The following is a 902-nucleotide window of genomic DNA, read 5'->3' as shown; positions in this document are numbered from 1 at the left end:
GCGGCGGGCCACTGCCCGGCCAGCGCAGCGGCATGCTGCCCGATGAAGCGGGCGGCGGCGGCGTTGGCGCTTTCAATCCGGCCCTCAAAATCGAGAATGAGGACGCCGGCGGGCGAGGCCTGAATGAGGCGTTCAAGCAGTACGCTTTTCTCGTGCTGGCTCACGCGCTCGCGCCGCAGGGCGTCAATCATCTGGTTGTATACGCCGATGAGCTGGTCCATCTCGCGCTGGCCCACGGGCACGAACTTCAGGCTGAAATCCTGGGCCTGCATGGCGGCGGTGCCGGCCGCAATCAGCTCGAACGGCCGCACGAAGCCGCGGTAGAGCTTCGCGGTGAGGAAAATGCTCAGCAGTAAAATGACCTCGCTGCCCAGAAACAGTGGCACGTTGGTGGTGCGCAGCTGGGCCGCCACGGCAATGAGCACGACGTGGATGAGGCTGGCAAAAAGCAGAAACTGGACGCGGAGGGACATGAATTGGGGGCCAATAGCCGGTAAAAGAACATCATGCAGCGCGCTTTGCCGAACGATGTAGAGACGCAATATTTTGCGTCTCGTCGTTGCTGATGTTGTTTACAATGCGCGGTCCTGCGCGGTCCCGGTCGTTCAACGATGAGACGCAAAATATTGCGTCTCTACATCGTTCGCCGTTACAGAGCAAAGCCTTGCGCCCCTACGCGTCGAATGGAATACCGTGCTTTTCCAGCCTTCTATATAAAGCCCCTCTACTCAAGCCCAGGGCTTTGGCCACGCGGCTGATGTTGCCTTCGTAGTGGGCCAGGCTTTGGCGAATCATGTGGGCTTCGAGCTCGTCGAGCGTCATGGTGCCGGGGGCGGGGAGCTCGCCGGGCTCGGGGGCGCGGGCGGGCTGGGGCTGGGCGTTGGCCTGGAAATCTTCGGGGC

2 protein-coding genes are annotated in these 902 nt (G+C 62.0%); both read right to left on the bottom strand.

From position 1 onward, the window contains the following. The coding region (locus tag ACYVDE_RS24495; RefSeq protein ID WP_460504131.1) for a PAS domain-containing protein at nucleotides 1–473 on the bottom strand (473 nt) is incomplete at its 3' end. A gap of 199 nt (nucleotides 474–672) precedes the next feature. Next, a partial coding sequence (locus ACYVDE_RS24490) for a helix-turn-helix domain-containing protein (protein WP_460504130.1) occupies nucleotides 673–902 on the bottom strand: 230 nt, incomplete at its 5' end.

It is taken from the genome of Hymenobacter agri (assembly GCF_054778495.1).
This window is presented reverse-complemented; position numbering and strand designations above follow the sequence as displayed.